At 38.6% G+C, this 542-nt stretch carries 1 protein-coding gene; it reads right to left on the bottom strand.

The window, feature by feature from the left end; genetic code table 11:
* The coding region (locus BCT81_RS05150) for a transcriptional repressor (RefSeq protein ID WP_198596844.1) at positions 1-267 on the bottom strand (267 nt) is incomplete at its 3' end.
* Positions 268-542: the final 275 nt, after the last annotated feature.

Consider the following 542-nt stretch of genomic DNA (forward strand, 5'->3'; position numbering starts at 1 on the left):
GTGATCACAAAGTATGTATTTATTTGATACTTTGATCTTGTGTGCTAGGTGATGTTGTTCTAAAAAATCCAAGACTCGGTAGACCGACATCGCTTGAACATGTTGATCAAAATGCTCTTTGCAATAGTCAACTAACTCGTAGGCAGACAGCGCTTTATCGGCATGGGCTAACGCGCGCAGTATCAGCAGCCTTTTGGCGGTAAACTGTTTTCCATTGTCTCTACATCCTTGCTTGACGTGCTTAATGATCGCTTCAATATCTTTCATTTTAAGTACTAAAATCCACCCTGTTTGATATGTTATAACATATCAATTGCGAGCTGTGAAATGTACTTTGTTAAGTGGCACCATTGAATTATAGGGTTGAACGCCCTCGGACTAGGGGGGAATTGCAATAAGAGTCAGCACGCAATCAGAGATTACATTGACCAACTCGAATTAAATGCTGAAATGATACAAATCTCATATTTAATACTGCTTATTAAGTAATCTTTGTTGACCTTGATATCAAATCAAGTGGCTGATTTTATTGGGTATAGGAG

The sequence above is a fragment of the Vibrio sp. 10N.261.52.A1 genome (genome assembly GCF_002876325.1).
GTDB classification, from domain to species: Bacteria; Pseudomonadota; Gammaproteobacteria; order Enterobacterales; family Vibrionaceae; genus Vibrio; species Vibrio chagasii.